This window comes from Myxococcus sp. AM011 (genome assembly GCF_013372595.1).
GTDB classification, from domain to species: Bacteria; Myxococcota; Myxococcia; order Myxococcales; family Myxococcaceae; genus Myxococcus; species Myxococcus eversor.
Map to the genome: position 1 here is coordinate 1 of NZ_JABXEM010000091.1, position 18,156 is coordinate 18,156.

Consider the following 18,156-nt stretch of genomic DNA (forward strand, 5'->3'; position numbering starts at 1 on the left):
CCCTTCGAGCACTTCCCCGAGCAGGTGTCCCTCCCGCACGCGTGGGCATGCAGCCTGCGGCCCGCCGGCGATGGCGCCACCTACCGGCTCACCTGCGGCGCCTCGACGGGCGCTCCGGAGCGGGCTCCCGGAGACACGCTTCCGGAGGAGCTGTCCGTGCTGCGCTTCCTCGTCTCGGGGGACGCGCGCTTCGAGCACCACACCGGCTCCCGACTCTGGCGGTGGCACCGTGATTCCTGAGCGACTGGAGCGCGGCTGGCGGGTGATCGCCACGGGCATCTCCTTCGCGACCTTCGGCGTGGGGGGCATCGCCCTGCGCGTGCTGTTCTTCCCCCTGCTGTCGCTCCTGGTCCGGAACAAGCCCCGGCGCACCCGGCTGGCGCGGCTGGCGGTGCATCACTCGTTCCGCTTCTTCGTCGGGCTGATGCGCTTCCTGGGGTGCCTGGACTACCGCATCGACGGGGTGGAGAAGCTGGCGCGCCCCGGGCTGCTCATCCTGGCCAACCACCCGACGCTCATCGACGTCGTGTTCCTCATCTCCCTGGTGCCCAACGCGGACTGCGTGGTCAAGGCGAGCCTGGCGAACAACCCCTTCATGCGCGGCCCCATCGAGGCCACCGGCTACCTCTGCAATGACTCCGGCCCGGAGCTCGTACAGGCCTGCATCGCGTCCGTGAAGGCGGGCAACAACCTCATCATCTTCCCGGAGGGCACGCGCACGCCCGAGTCCGGCCCCATGAAGCTGCAGCGCGGGGCGGCCAACATCGCGGTGCGAGGCCCTTGCGACATCACCCCGGTCACCATCCAGGTCGCCCCGCTGGCGCTCACCAAGGGGCGGCCGTGGTGGCGCGTGGCTCCCACCCGGATGAAGTTCAACATCGTGATTCAAGACGACATTCGAGTGTCGTCCCTGGTCGAAGAGGCCCACGGAGAGGCCCTCGCCGCCCGCCATCTCACCGAGAGATTGCACGACTACTTCTCCACGGAGACACAACGCCATGCAGGCGCTTGAGCAGGAAATCAAGAAGCTGGTCATCGAGACGCTGAACCTCGAGGACCTCAAGCCGGAGGATATAGACCCGGCCGCGCCGCTGTTCGTCGAGGGCCTGGGGCTCGATTCCATCGATGCCCTGGAACTCGGTCTGGCGCTTCAGAAGGCCTATGGGGTTGCGCTGGCCAGCGACTCCAAGGAAAACCGTCGTCACTTCGCCAGCGTGCGCGCCCTCGCGGATTTCGTGAGCGCCCATCGCAAGTCCTGAGCACCCGCACCACCCATTCGAGGGGGATATGCACATGACCAAGACCCAGCTCTTCGAGAACCTGCGCACGCTCCTGCAGGACACCTTCGACATCGACCCGGCCCGGATCACCCCCGAGGCCCGCCTCCGCGACGACCTGGACATCGACAGCATCGATGCCGTGGACCTGCTCGTGAAGCTCAAGCCCGTGACGGGCAAGCGGCTTCCGCCGGAGGTCTTCAAGTCCGTCCGGACGATTCAGGACGTCGTCGACGCCCTGCACAGCCTGCTCGACGAATCCGTGGCGGCGTGAAGTTTCTGCGTCCAGCGCTGCTCGGCGTGCTGAGCCTCGCGTATCCGCTGCTGGTGTACTGGGGCCTGGGCCGGTTCGAGCCTCGCTGGATGGCGGTGCCCCTGGTGGGCATGGCCGTCGTGCGGGCCGTGGCCACCCGCGAGCGCGTCTGGCTCGTCACCGCCGCGGGGGCCCTGGTCCTCGCGGGCACCAGCATGCTGGGCAACCACGCCCTGCCGCTCAAGCTCTATCCGGTGCTCGTCAACGCCATGCTGCTCGCCGTCTTCGCCACCAGCCTCGTGTATCCGCCCAGCGTCATCGAGCGCCTGGCCAGGCTGCGCGAGCCGGAGCTGCCTCCGTCCGGCGTGGCCTATACGCGGCGGGTGACGCAGGTGTGGTGCGGCTTCTTCGTCGTCAACGGGAGCATCGCGCTGGGCACCGCGCTGTGGGCCAGTGACGCGACGTGGGCGCTGTACAACGGGCTCATCGCCTATGGGCTGATGGGCGTGCTCTTCGCCGGGGAGTGGCTGGTGCGCCGACGCGTGAGGGCAAGTCACGCCCATGGCTGAGCGCATCGCCATCGAACACCTCCTCACGCAAGGACGCCCCGCCGACTTCCCGGTGGCGTTTCGCGAGGGGCAGGTCCTCACCTTCGCGGACTTCGAGGCCCGGGCTTCCGGCTGGCGCGCGGCCTTCGAGGGCCACACGGGCCAGCGCTTCGCGCTCTACTTCGAGGACACCTTCGAGTTCGCCGCGGCCCTGCTCGGCGCCTGGCACGCGGGCCGGTGCGTCTACCTTCCCGCCGAGGTCCAACCCACGACGCGGGAGCGCCTGCGCCTCCAGGTGGACGGCTTCGCGGGCCAGATTCCCTCCTCCACGAAGCTCCTGAAGTTCCAGCAGGGCGCGCCGCGGACGCGGTGGGCGCCGCTCTCCTCCGAGGCCCAGGCGCTGGTCGTCTACACCTCTGGCTCCAGCGGAGAGCCCGCGGCCATCCCCAAGCAACTGGGGCAGCTCACGCGGGAGGTCGCCACGCTGGCGGACCTCTTCGACGCCCGGCTCGGGTCCGACACCGGCGCTGGCCGCGTGCTCGCCACGGTGTCCCACCAGCACATCTACGGCCTGCTGTTCCGGGTCCTCTGGCCGCTGACGTCGGGCCGGCCGTTCCTCGCCCGGAGCCTGCCGTACCCCGAGGACATCGTCGCGGAGCTCACGCACGGGCCGGCGGCGCTCATCGCCAGCCCCGCCCACCTCAAGCGGCTGCCGGACACTCTGGACTGGGCGAGCGTGCGGGGGAACCTGCGCTCGGTGTTCTCCTCGGGAGGGCCCCTGCCAGGCGATGCCTTGCACGCCTGTCGCGAGCTGCTCGGGCAGGCGCCCGTGGAGGTCTACGGCAGCTCGGAGACCGGGGGCATCGCCTGGCGCCAGCGCGCCCGGGACGAGGCGCTGAGCTGGAGGACACTGCCCGGCGTGGAGGTGCGCCTGACGGACGACGCCCTGGCGGTCCGCTCCGCCCACCTGCCGGACGGGGGCTGGTTCCAGACGGAGGACCGGGCCCGGCTGCTGCCGGAGGGCTTCGAGTTGCTGGGGCGCATGGACCGGTTGCTCAAATTGGAGGAGAAGCGGGTCTCTCTGAGCGCGATGGAGCGGGCCCTGCTGGAGAGCGACCTGGTGCGCGAGGCGCGGGTGGTCCCCTTGTCCGAGGGAAACCGCCTGACGCTGGGGGTGGTGGCCGTGCTGGGCCCCACTGGCCGGTACCTCCACGCGGACAGCGGCAAGCACTTCCTGAACCAGGCCATCCGAAAGCACCTCGCTTCCCAGTTCGAGCCCAGTGTCCTTCCGCGTCGATTCCGGTATCTGGAGGCGATGCCAGTCAACGCCCAGGGCAAATCCACCGAGGCCGCGCTCGTCGCCCTCTTCGACTCCCGCCGCCCGCCCCTGCGGGTGCTCGAGCAGACGGCGGACCGCGCCGTGTTGAGCATCGAGACGCCCGCGAGCCTGCCGTACTTCAAGGGCCACTTTCCGGAGAAGGCCATCCTGCCCGGCGTGGCGCAGATTGAGTGGGCCCTCCAGTTGGGCCGGGAGCTGTTCACCCTGCCGCCCGAGTTCCTGCGCATGGAGGCGGTGAAGTTCCAGCAGCTCATCGTCCCCGGGACGCAGCTCACCCTGGAGCTCACCTGGACGCAGGCCAAGGGCAGCCTCCAGTTCAAGTTCACCTCCGAGGCCGGCACCCACGGGAGCGGCCGCATCCTGCTCGGTGAGGTCCGCGGATGAAGGTCTGCGTGGTGATTCCCGTCTACAACCACGGCGAGGCGGTGGGCGCGGTGGTGAACGCGGTGCGCGCACACGGGTTGCCGTGCGTGCTGGTGGATGACGGCAGCGAGCCGGGCTGCGCGAAGGTGCTGGACACCCTGGCGGAGGCGGACAAGACGGGCATCGAGCTGGTGCGCCTGCCCCAGAACGAAGGCAAGGGCGGCGCGATGATGGCGGGCTTCCGGGCGGCGAAGGCCTCCGGCTTCAGCCACGCGCTGCAGATTGACGCCGACGGCCAGCACGACACGCGGGACATCCCCCGCTTCGTGGAGCTGGCGGCCGCGTCCCCCGAAAAAATCATCTGCGGCACGCCCGTCTACGACGAGTCCGTGCCCAAGGGCCGGCTGTACGGCCGCTATGCCACGCACATCTGGGTGTGGATCAACACGCTGTCCCTGGCCATCCGCGATTCGATGTGTGGCTTCCGCGTGTATCCGCTGGCGCCCACGCTCGCGCTCATCGACTCGGTGCGCATCGGCAGGCGGATGGACTTCGACGTGGAGGTCATCGTCCGGCTGTACTGGCGCGGGGTGGGCATCCTCAACCAGCCCACCCAGGTGCGCTACCCCACCGACGGCATCTCCCACTTCGACGTGCTCTGGGACAACGTGCGCATCTCCCGCATGCACGCGAAGCTCTTCTTCGGGATGCTGCTGCGGCTGCCGCTGCTCTTGTGGCGGAAGGTCTCCGCATGAAGTCGCGGCACTGGGCGGAGATGGGCGAGAGCACCTTCGTGCTCGGCATCTGGCTGTTGTATTGGGTCCACCGGCTGCTGGGGCGCTGGCCGTTCCGGCTCTGCCTGTACCCGGTGGTCTTCGTGCACTGGCTGGGCCGCCCCATCGTCCGTCAGGCCTCGCTCCAGTACCTCACGCGGGTGGAGCAGGCCACGGGCGCGCTCGGGCGGAAACCCGGGCGCATGGACAGCCTGCGCCACATGGTGGCCTTCGCGGAGACGATGCTCGACAAGCTCCTGGCCGTCAGCGGCAGGTACCGCTTCGAGCAGGTCCACACCGAGGGCCGCGAGCAGTTCTACGAAGTCGTGAAGTCGAACAAGGGCGGCGTCATCGTCACCGCGCACATGGGCTGCCTGGAGCTGTGCCGTGCCATGGCCGAGAAGCGCGGCGAGGTGAGGCTCCACATCCTGGTGCACACCCGTCACGCCGAGCAGTTCAACCGCCTGCTCAAGCGGCTCAATCCGGACAGCGCCTTCGAGCTGGTGGAAGTCACGGACATGGGCCCGGGGACGGCCGTCGCCCTGGAGAAGTACGTGGCCGCGGGCGGGTTCGTGGTGATTGCGGGCGACAGGGTGCCTGTCACGGCCAGTCAGACGGTGGATGTGGACTTCCTGGGGTACCCGGCCGCGTTTCCCGTGGGCCCCTACGTGCTGGCCTCGCTGTTCAAGTGCCCGCTCTACCTGCTGGGGTGCATCCACGAGAACGGTGGGTACACCATCCATTTCGAGCGCCTGGCCGAGCGAGTCGAGCTCCCCCGGGGCAAGCGCGCGGCCGCGTTGACGGGCCACGCGCAACACTATGCCGAGCGGGTGACCGCGCTGCTGAAGCGCGCTCCGTTCGATTGGTTCAACTTCTTTCCCTTTTGGGATCAGGCGAATGCCTCCGCCAGGAATCAAGAATGACCGCGCGGTCCGGTTCGATGGGAGCCGGCTCGCCATTGAAGATGTGTCCTCGCTGTCGCGCCGCGAGCGCGATGCCGAGCTGAGCACGTCCACCGACTTCCAGCGCAGAATCACCCGGGGCGCGGAGTTCCTGGACCGGCTGCTCGCCGAGGATGGGAACATCTACGGCGTGACGACGGGGTACGGCGACTCGTGCACCGTCTCCATTCCCCCCGAGCTGGTCGCCGAGCTGCCGCACCACCTCTACGCGTACCACGGCATTGGCGCCGGACGGTTCCTGACGCCCGAGGAGACGCGCGCGGTGCTGGCGGCGCGGCTGGCCTCGCTGGCCCAGGGCGTGTCGGGCGTGGGGCTGGGACTGCTCACGCAGTTGGAGCTGCTCCTGCGCCACGACATCCTCCCGCTCATCCCCGCCGAGGGCTCGGTGGGCGCCAGTGGAGACCTCACGCCGCTGTCCTATGTGGCGGCGGTGCTCTGCGGGGAGCGCGAGGTCTGGTACCGGGGTGAGCGGCGGGCCGCCGCGGAGGTGCTCGCGCAGCATGGCCTGAAGCCCTTGAAGCTGCGCCCCAAGGAGGGCCTCGCCATCATGAATGGCACGGCGGTGATGACCGCCCTGGCGTGTCTGGCGTGGGAGCGCGCGGAGTACCTGGGACGGCTGGCCACGCGGCTCACCGCGTTCAACGTGGTGGCCAGCGCCGGCAACGCGCACCACTTCGACGAGGCCCTGTTCGCGCTCAAGCCGCACGTGGGCCAGCAGCGCGTGGCCGCGCGCCTGCGCGTGGACCTGGCCACGGACCGGCCGAGCCGCAACGAGCAGCGACTTCAAGACAGATACTCCCTGCGCTGCGCGCCGCACGTGATTGGCGTGCTCGAGGACGCCCTGCCCTTCTTCCGGGCGCAAATCGAGAACGAGCTGAACAGCGCCAACGACAACCCGCTCATCGACCCCGACAGCGAGCGGGTGCTGCACGGCGGGCACTTCTACGGCGGTCACATCGCCTTCGCCATGGACGGGCTCAAGACGGCCGTGGCCAACGTGGCGGACCTGTTGGACCGACAGCTCGCGCTGCTGGTGGACACCCGCTACAACCACGGGCTGCCCTCCAACCTCTCCGGCTCCACGGGGCCGCGGGCGGCCATCAACCATGGCCTCAAGGCGGTGCAGATCAGCGTCTCCGCGTGGACGGCGGAGGCCCTCAAGCAGACGATGCCCGCGTCCGTCTTCTCCCGCTCCACCGAGTGCCACAACCAGGACAAGGTGAGCATGGGCACCATCGCCGCGCGCGACTGTCTCCGGGTGCTGGAGCTGTCCGAGCAGGTGGTGGCGGCGATGCTCATCGCGGCGCGTCAGGGAATCGCGCTGCGGGGCCGGATTGCTCAAGAAATGAATCTGGCGCCGTCTCTTGCGTCGATGCAGGCCGACCTGGAGCAGCGAATCCCGCTGGTGGTGGAGGACCGAGCGTTGGACAAGGAGCTGCAAGGGCTGCTGGGCGCCATCCGCGCCCGCGAGTGGGGGCTCTATGAAGCCTGACCTCAGCCATGAAATCGAGCTGTCGCCGCCCTTCCATGACATCGACCTGATGGAGGTCGTCTGGCATGGCCACTACGTGAAGTACCTGGAGCTGGCGCGCTGCGCGCTCCTGGCGAAGTTCGACTACGACTACCCGCAGATGCTCGCGTCCGGCTTCGCCTGGCCCGTCGTGGACATGCGGCTGAAGTACGTTCAGCCGGCGCTCTACGGGAAGACGCTGAAGATTCGCGCCGAAATCACCGAGTGGGAGAACCGGCTGCGCATCGACTATGTGATTCGGGACGCGTCCACGGGCCGCAAGGTGAACCAGGCCCACACCGTCCAGGTCGCCGTGTCCATGGCCACCAAGGAGCTCCAGTACATCTGTCCGCCGGTGCTCTGGCAGCGGCTGGGGGTGAAGCCCGAATGAAGCGCGCGCTCTTGCTGGGGATGCTGCTGGTGGGCTCGACGGCCAGCGCCGGTGACGACGTCATTTCGGGCGTCCGCGCCCGGCTCGCCGACGTGCCGTTGCTGCGGGGTGACTTCGAGCAGAAGAAGACGGTGTCCGGCTTCAAGAAGCCGCTCGTCTCGCGCGGCGCATTCCTGCTGTCGAAGGAGCAGGGCGTGCTGTGGGACACGCGGGAGCCCTTCGCGTCCACGCTGACGCTGACGCGCAAGTCGCTGAGCGCCGAGCAGGGCACGGGAGCCGCGGCCTATCACCTGGACGCGAGCAAGGAGCCGGGGCTCGCGGCGGTGAACGAGGTGATGTTCGCGCTCCTGTCCGGAGACGTGGCCGCGCTGTCCAAGCGCTTCCGCGTCGAGGGCGAGCTGGTGGGCACGGCGGGCTGGAAGCTGACCCTCACGCCCACGGACGCGGGCCTCTCTCGTGTCTTCAAGAGCATCCACCTGGAGGGAGACACGTACGTGCGGCAGGTCAAGCTGGACGAGGCGCGGGGCGATACCAGCGTCATCCAGTTCGACAAGCTGAGCCAGACGCCTCCCCCTAGTGACACGGAAGCAAAACGCCTTGCGAAATAAGGCCGCCATCTTCTGGCTGTTGGTGGTGCTGGCCGTGGGGGCGCACCAGGTCCAGTTCTGGCGCTCGGCGCGCCTGGACACCGATGTCCTGGCGCTCCTGCCCGAAGACGAGCAGGCCCCCGAGGTCGATGCCGCCACGCGCAAGCTCGCGGACCAGGCGGGTCGGGAGCTGGTGCTGCTGGTGGGCGCTCCGGACTGGGAGTCCGCCCAGCGCGCGGCGGACCTCGTCACGGCGGAGCTGTCCAAGGACGCCTCGCTGTTGAAGCCCTCCGCCCTGGACGCGTCCTCGTTGGATGCGGCGCTGGAGCTGTACCGCCCGTATCGGGACAGGCTGCTGACGCCCGCGCAGCGCACGTGGCTGTCGCGGGCGACGGCGGAGGAGCTGGGTGGCACGGCGCTGATGAAGCTGTATCAGCCCGCGGGCCCCCGGCTGACGGACTGGGAAGCGGACCCGCTGGGCCTGTGGCCGGACTGGTGGGCGGCGCGCGCGTCGGAGAGCACGGCGCGTCCGCGTGACGGCCGGCTCTGGTTGTCGGGAGAAGGCCGGGAGTGGGTGCTGCTCGCGTGGCACAGCCAGGTGTCCGCCTTCGCGCTGGGGGCCGACGGAAACATCACCACCGTGGTGGACCGCGCGCGGGCCATGGTGACGAGCCAGGTACCTGGAGGCCGGCTGGTGGCCGCGGGCGTGCCGCTGTACGCGGAGGCCGCCGCCTCGCAGGCCAGCGACGAGATGTCCACCATCGGCATCGGCTCGCTGGTGGCGGTGCTCCTCCTGGTGTGGCTGACGTTCCGCTCGATGCGCCCCATCGTCCTGGTGGGCGTGTCGCTGGGCATCGGCTGCGCGGTGGCGATGAGCGTCACCGCGCTGGTGTTCGAGCGGGTCCACCTGCTCACCCTCGTCTTCGGCTCCAGCCTCGTCGGCGTGGCGGAGGACTACGGCTTCCACTACTTCGCCGCGCGTCAGGGCAAGCCGCCCTCCGAGCGCGGGCCGCTGATGCGCAGCCTGCTACCCGGCATGGTGATGGCGCTGCTCACCAGCGTGGTGGCGTACCTCGCGTTGGGCGTGGCGCCATTCCCTGGCCTGCGGCAGATGGCGCTGTTCTCCGCCACGGGGCTGGTGGGCGCGTTCCTGACGGTGGCCTGCTGGTTCCCGACGCTGGACACCGGCGCCCTGCCCGAGACGGCCTTCGCCCGGCGCTTCGCCGCCTCGCTCGCACGCTGGCCCCGCTTCACGTCCAACCGCGTGTGGTGGAGTGGAACGGCGGCGCTCGTGCTGTTCATCGTCGGCGGGCTGTGGCGCATCCAGACGCGCGATGACATTCGCCAGCTCCAGGGCGCGCCCGCCCACCTCATCGCCGATCAGCGCGAGCTGGGGCGCCTGTTGGGCCTGCCCAGCCCCGCCCAGTTCTTCCTCGTGGGAGGCCAGGACGAGGAGCAGGTGCTCGCGCGCGAGGCGGCGCTGAAGGCGCGACTGGACCCGCTCGTGACTGCCAATGTCTTCGCGGGCTACCGCGCGGTGTCGGACTGGCTCCCTAGCGCGGAGCAGCAGCGCGCGGACGCGAAGCTGAGCGCCAGCGCGGAGGCCCAGGCGGTGGCCGCGGTGGCCCAGGCCACGGGCGAGGCCCCCACCCGCGCGCGCTTCGCGGACGACGTGCTCACCCCGGAGCGGCTGCTCGCCAGTCCCGCCTCGGCGGCCATCCGGCAGCAGTGGCTGGGGCGCCTGGGCGAGAAGCACTTCAGCATCGTCATGCTGCGAGGGCTGACAGACCCGTCGATGCTCCCGCGCCTCGCCGACACCGCCGAGGGGCTGGAGGGCGTGCGGTGGGTGGACAAGACGCAGGAGATCTCCAAGCTCCTGGAGCGCTACCGCCGCCTCATGGGCGGGCTCATCCTGCTGGGCTACTTCGGGGTGCTGTTGCTGCTCGTCGCGCGCTTCCGGCGACAGGCGTGGCGGGCCTGGCTGCCCACGGTGGTGGGCACGCTCGTCACGCTGGCCGTGTTCGGCTGGGTGGGCGAGCCGCTCCAGCTCTTCAGCGTGCTGGGCCTGATGCTGCTCCTGGGCATGGGCGTGGACTACGGAATCTTCATGTTGGAGCACCCCGGAGAGGGCTCCGCATGGCTCGCGGTGGCGCTCGCCGGCGTGAGCACCCTGCTCTCTTTCGGTCTTCTGGGGCTCTCGGCCACTCCGGCCCTGCGCTCCTTCGGTCTCACCATGCTGCTGGGCGAAGTCACCATCTGGTTGCTCACGCCCTGTTGCAGACTTCCTCCTGGCAAGGACGTGTCGTGAAGGTGGAAAAAACAGAAGTCGTCATCATTGGTGCGGGCCCCTCCGGCTCTGTTGCCGCGGGGCTTCTGCGCAAGCAGGGTCGTCAGGTGCTCATCCTGGAGCGCGAGCAGTTCCCTCGCTTCTCCATCGGAGAGAGCCTGCTGCCTCAGAGCATGGAGTACATCGAGGAAGCGGGGATGATTCGCGACGTCGTCGAGGCGGGCTTCCAGTACAAGAACGGAGCGGCCTTCGCGCGCGGAGAGAAGTACACGGACTTCGATTTCCGCGACAAGTTCTCCAAGGGCTGGGGCACCACGTACCAGGTGCAGCGCGGAACGTTCGACCACGTGCTGGCGCTCGCCGCCGAGCGCATGGGCGCCACCCTGCGCTTCCGCCACACCGTCGAGTCCGTGGACGTCACCGGCGCGGAGCCTGAAATCACGGTGCGCTCGCCCGAGGGTGAGGCGTATCGCGTCCAGGCGCGCTTCCTGCTCGACGCCAGCGGCTTCGGCCGCGTGCTGCCTCGGCTGCTCGACCTGGAGACGCCGTCGAACTTCCCCGTGCGTGGCGCCCTCTTCACGCACGTGGAGGACCGGGTGGATCCCGGCGTCACCTTCGACCGGAGCAAGATTCGCGTCACCGTGCACCCGAAGCACGTGCACGTCTGGTACTGGACCATCCCCTTCTCCAACGGGCGCTGCTCGCTGGGCGTGGTGGCCAAGCGCGAGTACCTGGAGCAGTTCCAGGGCACGGAGACCGAGCGGCTCAAGGCCATCGTCGGCGAGGACCCGTCCCTGTCCAACCTCCTGAAGAACGCGGTCTGGGACACGCCCGCGCGGAGCATCACCGGCTATGCGGCGAACGTGAAGTCGCTGTGGGGCAACGGGTTCGCGCTCCTGGGCAACGCGGGCGAGTTCCTGGACCCGGTGTTCTCCTCGGGCGTCACCATCGCCGTGAAGTCCGCGAGCCTGGCGGCGAAGTGCATCGGCCGCGTGTTCGCGGGCGAGACGGTGGACTGGGAGCGCGACTACGCGGTGCCCCTCAAGGGCGGCGTGGACACGTTCCGCACCTTCGTCGAGTCCTGGTACGCCGGTGGCTTCCAGGACATCATCTTCCACCCCAACGCGTCCCCCGAGGTGCGTCGGATGATCTCCGCCATCCTGGCCGGCTACGCCTGGGACAAGGAGAACCCCTTCGTGGCCGACAGCCGACGTCGGCTCGGCGTGCTCGAGAAGCTGTGCGCCACCTGATTCCCATCGCCGCCCTGTTGGGGCTCATCGCCTGCGCCACGCCGCCTCCGCGACGGGTGGCGCCGGAGGTGGCCCTGCCCATGCTCTCGCTGGCCCCAGCGGAATTCGGAGCCAGCGTGAGCCTGGCGCAGCGCCTGAGCTTCGCGCACGACGCGGACCCGGGCGGTCCCCGCTCGTTGGAGGCGCTCGTCGAAATCGACGCGGCGGCGCTCCAGCTCGCGGGCTTCGCCCTGGGCCAGCGCGTCTTCACCATGCAGTGGGACGGCGCGAAGCTGGACGAGCAGCGGGACGCGCGCGTGCCCGAGCAGTTCCAGTCACGCACCGTGCTGCGGGACATCCAGTTCGTCTACTGGCCGGCCGCCTCGGTGCGCGCCGCCCTGCCGCCGGACTGGACGCTGGAGGATGCGCCGGGATTGCGCGTGCTGCGCCACGCGGGCAAGGACTGGCTCACGGTGCGCTATGCTGGAGAGCCGCGCTGGGCGGGCCGCGCGGAGCTGGTCAACTTGGCGGAGCACTACCGGCTGACCATCGAGTCACGCCTCTCGGAGGATTGAGCCCATGATTCCGCAGGTCTTCCTGAATCAGCTCGGTCTGGTGTGCGCCCTGGGACAGGGCCTGCTCGAGGTGGCCACCGCCCTCTTCGGCGACAGGCCCACGGGCGTGTCCGAGCGCTTCGACTTCGCGGACCGCCCGCTCCACGTGGGCTACGTCACCAAGCCGCTCGTCCCCGTGGATGATTTGCCGGTGCCGCTGCGCAGCCGGAACAACGCGCTCCTGCTCACCGCGCTCGCCCAGGTGCGTCCCGCCGTGGACGACGCCCTGCACCGCTATGGCCCGGAGCGCGTGGCCGTCGTCCTGGGCACCAGCACCTCCGGAATCGGCGAGAGCGAGGCCGCCATCGTCGCCCGCGCGTCGACGGGCCAGCTCCCTCCGAACTTCGATGTCCGGCAGCAGGAGTTGGGCTCACCCGCCCTGGCGCTCAACCACGTGCTGGGCGTGCAGGGCCCCTCGTTCGTCATCTCCACCGCGTGCTCGTCCAGCGCCAAGGCCCTGGCCACGGCCGCGCGGCTCTTGCGCTCGGGCGCGGCGGACGCCGTCATCACCGGCGGGGCGGACGCGCTGTGCCGCTTCACCGTTGCGGGCTTCACGTCGCTCGACTCGGTGAGCGACGCGCGCTGCAACCCGATGAGCGTCCATCGCCGGGGCATCAACATCGGCGAGGGCGCGGCGCTGTTCCTGATGACGCGCGAGCCGGGGCCGGTGCGGCTCGCGGGCTGGGGCGAGTCCTCGGACGCGCACCACCTCTCCGCGCCCGAGCCCGGAGGCCGGGGCGCGCTCATCGCCATGCGCACGGCCCTGGAGCGCGCGGGCATCACCCCGGCCGACGTGGGCTACGTCAACCTGCACGGCACCGCGACGCCGCAGAACGACGCCATGGAGAGCCGTGCGGTGAGCGCGCTGCTCGGGGGCAACGTGCCGTGCAGCTCCACCAAGCCGCTCACGGGCCACACGCTCGGCGCGGCGGGAGCGCTGGAGGCCGCGCTGTGCTGGCTGACCCTCACGGACGACGCCTACGGGCGCCTGCCTCCGCATTGGTGGGATGGCGAGGCGGACCCGTCGCTGCCCGCCCTGTCGTTGGTGAAGCCAGGTGAGGCGCTGGGGCGCCCGCCGCGCTATGTCCTGAGCAACTCGTTCGCCTTCGGCGGCAGCAACGCCGCCCTCATCCTGGGAAGGGCCTGATGCGCACGCCCATTGCCTTCGACATCTCCGAGATTGTCCCCCATGCGGACCGCATGCGGCTGATTGACCGCGCGGTGGAGGGCGACGAGGAGAGCCTGGTGGCCGAGGTGACGCTGCGCGAGGACTGCCTGTTCCAGGAGTCCGGCGCGGTGGGCGGCTGGGTGGGCATTGAGTTCATGGCCCAGGCCATCGCCGCCTACGCGGGCTGGCGGCAGCGGATGCAGGGCGAGACGCAGCGCATGGGCTTCCTCCTGGGGACGCGGAAGTATGAGTGCAGCCGCCCCTCGTTCAAGGTGGGAGAACACCTGCGCATCGAGGTCCGCCGGCAGTTCTGGACGGACAACGGGATGAGCCAGTTCGACTGTACTCTCGGGATTGAGGGCGAGACGGTGGCCACGGCCGCGCTGACGGTGTTCCAGCCCCCGGCCTCGATGGACGTGACGAAGGTGGGCACGGATGAGTGAGAAGACGGTACTGGTGACGGGCTCCAGCCGTGGCATCGGCCGCGCCGTGGCGCTGCGGCTGGCGCGCGACGGGTTCGATGTCGTGGTGCACTGCCGCACGAAGGTCGAGGAGGCCGAGGCCGTGGCCACCCAGGTCCGCGAGCTGGGCCGGGCCTGCCGCATGCTGCGCTTCGACGTGGCGGACCGCGCGGAGACGGCGAAGGCGCTGCTCGCCGATATCGAAGCGCACGGCTGCTACTACGGCGTGGTGTGCAACGCGGGCATCGCCCGGGACAACGCTTTCCCCGCCATGCCGCCCGAGGACTGGGACGCGGTCATCCACACCAACCTGGACGCCTTCTACAACGTGCTCAACCCCCTCTCGATGCCGATGGTCCGCAGGCGCAAGCCGGGGCGCATCGTCACGCTGTCGTCGGTCTCCGGGCTCACCGGCAACCGGGGTCAGGTGAACTACAGCGCGGCGAAGGCGGGCATCATCGGGGCGACGAAGGCGCTGGCGGTGGAGCTGGCGAGCCGGGGCATCACCGTGAATTGCGTGGCGCCCGGTTTGATTGACACGGAGATGGTGGAGCCGCACATCGTGGAGGAGGCGTTGAAGCTGATTCCCGCCAGGCGCCTGGGCAAGCCGGAGGAGGTCGCCGCGGCGGTGAGCTACCTGATGAGCGAGGACGCGGCCTATGTCACGCGGCAGGTCATCTCCGTGAACGGGGGGTTGTTCGGATGAGGCGCGTCGTCGTCACGGGCTTTGGAGCCCTCAGCCCCCTGGGCCACGACTGGCCGCAGGTGGAGGCGCGGCTGAAGTCGCTGCGCAACGCGGTGCAGGTCATCGAGGACTGGAAGCAGTACGAGGGTCTCAACACCCAGGTGGGAGCCCCCGCCGCGCCGTTCGAGCTGCCGCCGCAGACCTACTCGCGCAAGACGATGCGAGGCATGGGCCGGGTGGCGCTGCTGGCCACGCGTGCCAGTGAGCTGGCGCTCGTGGATGCGGGGCTGTTGGGAGACCCGCTGCTGTCGAGCGGGAAGATGGGCGTGTCCTACGGCTCGTCCACGGGCTCGCCTCCGAGCATCGGCGACTTCGGCCGGATGCTGGTGGCCAAGAGCACCGAGGGCATCACCGCCACGTCCTACGTGCGGTCCATGTCCCATACCGCCGCCGTCAACATCGGCGTCTTCTTCGGCCTCACGGGCCGCATCATCACCACGTCGAGCGCATGCACGTCCGGGAGCCAGGGCATCGGCTACGCGTACGAGGCCATCAAGATGGGCCGGCAGGTGGCGATGCTCGCCGGTGGCGCGGAGGAGCTGGATGCCACCGGAGCCGCGGTGTTCGACACCCTGTTCGCCACCAGCACGAAGAACAACGCCTCGCCCGAGCTGACGCCCCGGCCCTTCCACGCGCAGCGCGATGGCCTCGTCCTCGGCGAGGGTGCCTGCACGCTGGTGCTGGAGGAGTTGGAGCACGCCCGGGCCCGAGGCGCGCGCATCTACGCGGAGCTGGTGGGCTACGGCACGAACAGCGACGGGCGCCACATCACCCAGCCCCACGCGGAGACCATGGCCCAGGCCATGCGGCTGTCGCTGGAGGACGCGGGCCTGGAGCCGGGCGTGGTGGAGTACGTGAATGCCCACGGGACAGCCACGGACACGGGCGACGTCGCGGAGACCACGGCGACGAAGGCGGTCTTCGGAGAGCGGATGCCCATCTCCTCGCTCAAGAGCTACATGGGCCACACCCTGGGGGCCTGTGGGGCGCTGGAGGCGTGGATGACCATCGAGATGATGCGCTCGGGCTGGTTCGCCCCCACGCTGCACCTGGACGCGGCCTCGGTGGACCCGCGCTGCGCTGCGCTGGACTATCTGACCGGAGATGGTCGAAGAATCCAGACCGAGGTCGTCATGACCAATAACTTCGCCTTCGGCGGCATCAACACGTCGTTGATCTTCCGCCGGTGGCAGTGACGGAGAAACCCATGAAGAAGGCAATGCTGCTGTCGCTGCTCGCGCTCACCGTCTCCGGCCCCGCGATGGCGCGTGACACCGTGACGATGATTCGGCTCGCCGACGTGCTGTCGATGCCGCAGGCCGAGCAGAAGCTGGACGGCACGGTGAAGTTCTACCTGGCCGGAGCGAAGACGCCCGAGGTCACCAAGGAGCTGGGCGAGGACGTCTCCAACAAGAAGACCAGCGGCGTGGGCAAGTCCGACGAGGAGGGCTGCAAGTGGGCCATCCTCTCCGCGCTGATTTCGCTCCAGGAAGGCGCCCAGAAGCGCGGCGCCAACGCCGTGGTCAACATCGTGAGCTACTACAAGAAGAACGAGCTGCAGAACGCGACCGAAATCGAGTGCCACGCCGGCACCTTCGCCGTTGGCGTGACGCTCAAGGGCACCTACGCGAAGGTCGCGGGCAAGAAGTAGCCAAAGGCTGTCACCGGGCCGGTGACGCGGGGAACCCCTCGCGTCATCCCCGGTCCACTGGGGTGCGCCCTCCCCAGGGCCCCCGGGCTTCAAGTCCTGACGCGCCTCGCAATCAGTCTTGTCATCCTGGACAGGCTGCGATTCGCGAGCAAACAGGTGTCTGGGTTAGGGTTTGACCCGTGACGCCTTACACGATGCTGCATCTGGCGCTCGCGGGGGCTTTCTTCGTGCTCGCGCTGGTGCATTTCGCGACCTGGGCCGCGGTGCGTTCGCAGCGGGTGCAATTGTGGCTCGCGACGAGCTTCCTGGGCTTCGCCGCGCTCAGCCTGTCTACGTGGGCAACACACCACGAGGTCGGCTGGATGTTCGTGGACACGCGTCCGTGGTTGTTGCTCGGCGCGCTGTGCTCCATTCCCCTGCCCTACACGCTCTTGCGAGTCCTCTGGGCCTTGCTGGACGTGCCGCTGACGCGCACACGGCGGGTGCTGCTGGGCGTGGCGGTGGCCTTTGGAGCGATGCGCGTCGCGGACGTGCTCGGCTCGGTGCTGGCGACGTCGGGGCCGAGGATGACGGCCGAGGAGCTGGCGCGCGCGACGGTGGGCCTGGGGCTGCCGATGTTCTGGCTGCTGGCGGTGACGGTGGGCGGCACCTGGGCCCTGGAGGCGGCGTGGACGTTGAAGCGCCGGGGGGCCATGGCGGCGGCGGTGCTCGTGGCCGCCCTGCTCGCGCTGGGCATCCTGGGGCGTGAGCTGGCGGTGGACGCGGGCTGGATGACGGGGCCGCCACTGTTCGCGCTCGTGGGGCTGCCGTTCCTGCTGCTGGCGTCCACCTCGCTCGCCATCCTCACCGCGCGGTCATTGAGGGGCGCGGACCTGGGCACGGGCATCCATCGCTACCGGCGGCTCGCAAGCCTGGGACGCGGAGGCATGGGCGAAGTCTGGCTGGCGGTGCGCACGGGGCGCGCCGGGTTCAACCGACTGGTGGTGCTCAAGCGGATGGTCGATGAAGACAGCGAGGACCCGGCCGTCCGGCTCCACCGGTTCATCGGCGAGGCCCGCACGGCCGCGCGACTGCACCATCCGAACATCGTGTCCGTTCACGACTTGGGACAGGTGGACGGCGCGTGGTTCATCGTCATGGAGTACTTGAGCGGGGTGAATGCACTGAAGCTCGCGCGGATGGTGCGGCACGGGGGCGTGGTGCCGCTCGAAGTCGTGGTGGAGATCTGCCTGCAGTCCGTGAAGGGGTTGGCCTACGCGCACGAGCGCGGCGTCATCCACCGCGACATCAGCGCGGACAACCTGGTGGTGACGTTCGACGGAGTGGTGAAGGTCGTCGACTTCGGCATCGCGCACGGGGTGGGCAGTCCCCAGGAGCACCTGGCCGCGCGCTCGACGGCGTCCCTGCCCTCCGTGAGCCGACTCACCCAGGACGGCGACGTCATCGGCAAAATCGCATACATGCCGCCGGAGCGCAGGGCGGGAGCGGAGGCGACGACGTCGGGTGACATCTACGCGCTCGGCTGTGTGCTCCATGAGCTGCTCTGGGGAGACCTTCCGGGCATCGGACTGAGCTTGCAGCAGCGAGCACAGTGGGAGGGCCCGGAGGCACCCGAGGTGAATCGGATGCTCCGTGGAATCGTGGAGAAGGCGCTCCATCCGACGCCCGCGCGACGCTTCTCGGATGCGGGGGAATTGGAGCGGGCCCTGCTGCCCGTGCGACAGGCGCTGCCCACCGTCGACCTCGCGAGCTGGTTGCGAGAGAACTACTCCGAGCGCTGGTCGCATGAGCGCGAGCTGTCTGAAATGAGCGACCCCGCGCCCGAAGAGGTGCGGGCCCTCTTGTCCCGCGCTCCCGCTGTCGTGCCCGCGGAGCTGGCGCCCACCCAGCTCGTCGCGCAGAAGGTGGAGCCACCCCAGGAGGAGGCAACCCGGCGCCTCCGAAGCCCGCGCTGAGCCGCAGTCGCTACCGCGTATGCACGCCCCTGCCGAGGCCCGA

19 protein-coding genes and 1 pseudogene are annotated in these 18,156 nt (G+C 69.5%); all 20 read left to right on the top strand.

The genetic code is table 11. The features are described from left to right. Positions 1–240: pseudogene (locus HUW62_RS48850) on the top strand (beta-ketoacyl synthase chain length factor); the annotation flags it as partial. Continuing rightward, on the top strand, positions 230–1,012 hold the full coding sequence (locus HUW62_RS20070; RefSeq protein WP_240356367.1) for a 1-acyl-sn-glycerol-3-phosphate acyltransferase: 783 nt from the start codon (positions 230–232) through the stop codon (positions 1,010–1,012). The pseudogene HUW62_RS48850 and the gene HUW62_RS20070, both read left to right, overlap by 11 nt. After that, positions 999–1,259: a phosphopantetheine-binding protein gene (locus tag HUW62_RS20075; protein ID WP_141640877.1), complete on the top strand. Its 261-nt coding sequence runs from the start codon at positions 999–1,001 to the stop codon at positions 1,257–1,259. The genes HUW62_RS20070 and HUW62_RS20075 overlap by 14 nt, the downstream gene beginning before the upstream one ends. Positions 1,260–1,293: 34 nt before the next feature. Continuing rightward, positions 1,294–1,551, top strand: coding sequence for an acyl carrier protein (locus HUW62_RS20080; protein WP_141640876.1), 258 nt, complete (start codon positions 1,294–1,296; stop codon positions 1,549–1,551). Then, positions 1,548–2,099, top strand: a complete 552-nt coding sequence (locus HUW62_RS20085) for a hypothetical protein (RefSeq protein ID WP_163865767.1) — start codon at positions 1,548–1,550, stop codon at positions 2,097–2,099. Before HUW62_RS20080 ends, HUW62_RS20085 begins: the two co-directional genes overlap by 4 nt. After that, positions 2,092–3,801: an AMP-binding protein gene (locus HUW62_RS20090; RefSeq protein WP_176435334.1), complete on the top strand. Its 1,710-nt coding sequence runs from the start codon at positions 2,092–2,094 to the stop codon at positions 3,799–3,801. Before HUW62_RS20085 ends, HUW62_RS20090 begins: the two co-directional genes overlap by 8 nt. Continuing rightward, on the top strand, positions 3,798–4,535 hold the full coding sequence (locus HUW62_RS20095; protein ID WP_163865769.1) for a glycosyltransferase family 2 protein: 738 nt from the start codon (positions 3,798–3,800) through the stop codon (positions 4,533–4,535). Before HUW62_RS20090 ends, HUW62_RS20095 begins: the two co-directional genes overlap by 4 nt. After that, positions 4,532–5,476 (top strand): acyltransferase, encoded by a 945-nt coding sequence (locus HUW62_RS20100; RefSeq protein WP_163865770.1) that lies wholly within the window; start codon positions 4,532–4,534, stop codon positions 5,474–5,476. The genes HUW62_RS20095 and HUW62_RS20100 overlap by 4 nt, the downstream gene beginning before the upstream one ends. Continuing rightward, positions 5,451–7,007 (top strand): histidine ammonia-lyase, encoded by a 1,557-nt coding sequence (gene hutH / locus HUW62_RS20105; RefSeq protein WP_163865771.1) that lies wholly within the window; start codon positions 5,451–5,453, stop codon positions 7,005–7,007. The genes HUW62_RS20100 and hutH overlap by 26 nt, the downstream gene beginning before the upstream one ends. Continuing rightward, the gene (locus HUW62_RS20110) at positions 6,997–7,416 is read left to right on the top strand and encodes a thioesterase family protein (RefSeq protein WP_163865772.1); all 420 of its coding nucleotides are present in this window, start codon (positions 6,997–6,999) and stop codon (positions 7,414–7,416) included. The genes hutH and HUW62_RS20110 overlap by 11 nt, the downstream gene beginning before the upstream one ends. Next, positions 7,413–8,024 carry an outer membrane lipoprotein carrier protein LolA gene (locus tag HUW62_RS20115; RefSeq protein WP_176435335.1) on the top strand — a complete coding sequence of 204 codons (612 nt, stop codon included), beginning with the start codon at positions 7,413–7,415 and terminating at the stop codon, positions 8,022–8,024. Before HUW62_RS20110 ends, HUW62_RS20115 begins: the two co-directional genes overlap by 4 nt. Continuing rightward, entirely contained in the window at positions 8,014–10,311 is a 2,298-nt protein-coding gene (locus tag HUW62_RS20120; RefSeq protein ID WP_176435336.1) for an MMPL family transporter, read from the top strand. The genes HUW62_RS20115 and HUW62_RS20120 overlap by 11 nt, the downstream gene beginning before the upstream one ends. Next, positions 10,308–11,540, top strand: a complete 1,233-nt coding sequence (locus tag HUW62_RS20125) for an NAD(P)/FAD-dependent oxidoreductase (RefSeq protein ID WP_163865775.1) — start codon at positions 10,308–10,310, stop codon at positions 11,538–11,540. The genes HUW62_RS20120 and HUW62_RS20125 overlap by 4 nt, the downstream gene beginning before the upstream one ends. Then, positions 11,528–12,094: a DUF3261 domain-containing protein gene (locus tag HUW62_RS20130; protein ID WP_163865776.1), complete on the top strand. Its 567-nt coding sequence runs from the start codon at positions 11,528–11,530 to the stop codon at positions 12,092–12,094. Before HUW62_RS20125 ends, HUW62_RS20130 begins: the two co-directional genes overlap by 13 nt. A gap of 4 nt (positions 12,095–12,098) precedes the next feature. After that, positions 12,099–13,280, top strand: a complete 1,182-nt coding sequence (locus tag HUW62_RS20135) for a beta-ketoacyl-ACP synthase (protein WP_163865777.1) — start codon at positions 12,099–12,101, stop codon at positions 13,278–13,280. Then, positions 13,280–13,744, top strand: coding sequence for a hotdog family protein (locus HUW62_RS20140; protein WP_163865778.1), 465 nt, complete (start codon positions 13,280–13,282; stop codon positions 13,742–13,744). The genes HUW62_RS20135 and HUW62_RS20140 overlap by 1 nt, the downstream gene beginning before the upstream one ends. Next, complete coding sequence (gene fabG, locus HUW62_RS20145) at positions 13,737–14,468, top strand: 3-oxoacyl-ACP reductase FabG (protein ID WP_176435337.1); 732 nt, start codon at positions 13,737–13,739, stop codon at positions 14,466–14,468. Before HUW62_RS20140 ends, fabG begins: the two co-directional genes overlap by 8 nt. Beyond that, the gene (locus tag HUW62_RS20150; protein WP_176435338.1) at positions 14,465–15,703 is read left to right on the top strand and encodes a beta-ketoacyl-ACP synthase; all 1,239 of its coding nucleotides are present in this window, start codon (positions 14,465–14,467) and stop codon (positions 15,701–15,703) included. The genes fabG and HUW62_RS20150 overlap by 4 nt, the downstream gene beginning before the upstream one ends. An 11-nt stretch (positions 15,704–15,714) precedes the next feature. Further along, entirely contained in the window at positions 15,715–16,158 is a 444-nt protein-coding gene (locus HUW62_RS20155; RefSeq protein ID WP_163865781.1) for an excinuclease ATPase subunit, read from the top strand. Between the two features lie 179 nt (positions 16,159–16,337). Then, entirely contained in the window at positions 16,338–18,113 is a 1,776-nt protein-coding gene (locus HUW62_RS20160) for a serine/threonine-protein kinase (RefSeq protein ID WP_176435339.1), read from the top strand. Positions 18,114–18,156: the final 43 nt, after the last annotated feature.

Excerpts from the sequence above, each read along its gene's own strand:
- HUW62_RS20155 (WP_163865781.1), top strand. The coding sequence starts at position 15,715 with ATGAAGAAGGCAATGCTGCTGTCGCTGCTCGCGCTCACCGTCTCCGGC.
- fabG (WP_176435337.1), top strand. The coding sequence starts at position 13,737 with ATGAGTGAGAAGACGGTACTGGTGACGGGCTCCAGCCGTGGCATCGGC.
- HUW62_RS20135 (WP_163865777.1), top strand. The coding sequence starts at position 12,099 with ATGATTCCGCAGGTCTTCCTGAATCAGCTCGGTCTGGTGTGCGCCCTG.
- HUW62_RS20140 (WP_163865778.1), top strand. The coding sequence starts at position 13,280 with ATGCGCACGCCCATTGCCTTCGACATCTCCGAGATTGTCCCCCATGCG.
- HUW62_RS20095 (WP_163865769.1), top strand. The coding sequence starts at position 3,798 with ATGAAGGTCTGCGTGGTGATTCCCGTCTACAACCACGGCGAGGCGGTG.
- HUW62_RS20100 (WP_163865770.1), top strand. The coding sequence starts at position 4,532 with ATGAAGTCGCGGCACTGGGCGGAGATGGGCGAGAGCACCTTCGTGCTC.
- HUW62_RS20080 (WP_141640876.1), top strand. The coding sequence starts at position 1,294 with ATGACCAAGACCCAGCTCTTCGAGAACCTGCGCACGCTCCTGCAGGAC.
- HUW62_RS20090 (WP_176435334.1), top strand. The coding sequence starts at position 2,092 with ATGGCTGAGCGCATCGCCATCGAACACCTCCTCACGCAAGGACGCCCC.
- HUW62_RS20150 (WP_176435338.1), top strand. The coding sequence starts at position 14,465 with ATGAGGCGCGTCGTCGTCACGGGCTTTGGAGCCCTCAGCCCCCTGGGC.
- HUW62_RS20075 (WP_141640877.1), top strand. The coding sequence starts at position 999 with ATGCAGGCGCTTGAGCAGGAAATCAAGAAGCTGGTCATCGAGACGCTG.
- HUW62_RS20115 (WP_176435335.1), top strand. The coding sequence starts at position 7,413 with ATGAAGCGCGCGCTCTTGCTGGGGATGCTGCTGGTGGGCTCGACGGCC.
- hutH (WP_163865771.1), top strand. The coding sequence starts at position 5,451 with ATGCCTCCGCCAGGAATCAAGAATGACCGCGCGGTCCGGTTCGATGGG.
- HUW62_RS20110 (WP_163865772.1), top strand. The coding sequence starts at position 6,997 with ATGAAGCCTGACCTCAGCCATGAAATCGAGCTGTCGCCGCCCTTCCAT.